Raw genomic sequence first — 2,002 nt, forward strand, 5'->3', positions numbered from 1 at the left:
GTGACCGGATACTGCGGGCGCCAGCCGGTGAATGCGCCCAGCGGCTCACCTTGATAATGCTGGAAGCGTCGCAGCTGCCCGCCCAGGCGCTGATGTGCTTGCGCCAGAACGGCTTCCGATTCGGTGGTTACCACATTGACGACCAGCCGTCCGCCGGCGGGCAGGTTGTCCAGGCAGGCGTCGAGCAGACCGGGCTGGGTCAGTCCGCCGCCGAGGAAGATCGCCGACGGCGGCTCGGCGCCGGCGAATGCGTCCGGAGCCTCGCCGCGCACCTCGATGTCGGCCCCGAAGGCCGCGGCATTGATCTCGAGATTGTGCCTGCGCCGCTGGTCGCGCTCGAATACCACTGCGCTGCAACCGCGCCCGCTCAGGCACCACTCGATGCTGATGCTGCCCGAGCCGGCGCCGACGTCCCACAACCGCTCGCCCGGGCGCGGCGCCAGGGCGGCCAACGTCACCGCGCGGATCCCCTGCTTGGTGATCTGCCCGTCGTGGGTGAACGCGTCGTCGGGTAGTGGCGAGACACGGTCGTCGGGCAGGTAGCGCACGGCAATCACGTTGAGGTCGTCGAGGTCTCGGTCACCGGCCCAGTCGCGGGCGGTGCCGTCGCGGCGGTGCTCGTCTGGGCCGCCGAGGCGTTCGAGGACGGTGAATTCGGACTCGCCGCGGCCATGCGCGGTGAGCAGTGCGGCGAGTTCGCTTGGCGTGGACTTGTTCTGCGACAGCACGATCGCTTGGCCGCCGCGGCGCACCGCGGTGCGCGGCTGCGCGGTGACCAGGCTGATCACCTCGGTGTCGTGGACGTTCCAGCCCATTCGCGCGCAGGCCAGCGTCACCGAGGACACGTGCGGCAGCACCCTGACGTTGCCGCGGCCGTGCAGTCGGATCAGGGTGCCGCCGATGCCGTGCAACAGCGGATCGCCGCTGGCCACCACGTGCACGTCGCCCGTGTGCTCATCGAGCAACGTTTGCAGCGCGGGCAACATCGGCGACGGCCATTGTCGCCGCGGCGCGGGCACCGTGTCATCGAGAAGGTCGAGTTGCCGCTGGGAGCCGTAAATGATTGCGGCCCTGCGGAGTTCGGTGCGTGACGCTTCGCCGAGTCCGGGCATGCCGTCGGCGCCGATGCCGACCACGACGATCATGAGCGCCGCTCTGCATCGTCGCCGGCGCGGATCATCGGGGCATCCTGCGCCAGATGAACTGCGGCAGCAGGCGCATCACGGCCGCCGCCGGTCCGAGCGCCCACGGGATCCACACCGTGCGGCGGCCCTTTGCGAGCGCGCGTGCGGTCGCGGCGGCCACTTGGGCGGGTGTGCTCGACAGCGGTGCGGGCGACATGCCCTCGGTCATGCGCCCGATGACGAATCCCGGGCGGGCGATCAGCAGGCGGACGCCGGTGCCGTGCAGCGCGTCGGCCAACCCGCTGGCGAAGCCGTCCAGGCCGGCCTTGGCCGAACCGTATACGTAGTTGGCGCGACGCACGCGTGCGCCGGCGATCGAGGAGAACACCACCAGCCGCCCGTTGTCCGCTTTGCGCATCGCGGCGGCCAACTGGGTGAGCAGGCTGACCTGGGCGAGGTAGTCGGTGTGCACGACGGCGACGGCGTGCGCGGCGTCGATTTCGGCGCGGGCCTGGTCGCCCAGGATGCCGAACGCCAAGACCGCGGTGCCGATGGGACCGTGCTCGGCGACGATCGAGGCGACCAGCGGCCCATGCGAGGCCAGGTCGTCGGCATCGAATTCCCGGGTGTCGACCGCCGCGGCCCCGGCGGCTTTGAGCGCGTCGACCTGGTCAGCGAGTTGATCAGCGCGGCGGGCGGCCAGCACGACCGTCGCGCCGGGCGCGAGGAGTCGCGCCAGCTCGATCCCGATCTCGCTGCGGCCACCCAGGATCAGTACTGGACCTGCGCCCGTGTCGTCCACGGCTGCGATTATCACCTGCGCTAGCGTGGGCGGTGATGGCGAATACCACTACCCGGCTCACCGACGATGCGCTGGC

Annotated in this window: 2 protein-coding genes; both read right to left on the minus strand. The window is 70.8% G+C overall.

Features of this window, described 5'->3' with window-relative positions; genetic code table 11:
• The coding region (locus tag A9W96_RS20140; RefSeq protein WP_067142434.1) for a bifunctional cobalt-precorrin-7 (C(5))-methyltransferase/cobalt-precorrin-6B (C(15))-methyltransferase at positions 1-1,145 on the minus strand (1,145 nt) is incomplete at its 3' end.
• 31 nt (positions 1,146-1,176) lie between these two features.
• Complete coding sequence (locus A9W96_RS20145) at positions 1,177-1,926, minus strand: SDR family NAD(P)-dependent oxidoreductase (protein ID WP_067142436.1); 750 nt, start codon at positions 1,924-1,926, stop codon at positions 1,177-1,179.
• Positions 1,927-2,002: the final 76 nt, after the last annotated feature.

Origin of the sequence: Mycobacterium sp. 1245852.3, assembly GCF_001669335.1 — a bacterium.
In the GTDB taxonomy this organism is placed as follows: Bacteria; Actinomycetota; Actinomycetes; order Mycobacteriales; family Mycobacteriaceae; genus Mycobacterium; species Mycobacterium europaeum_A.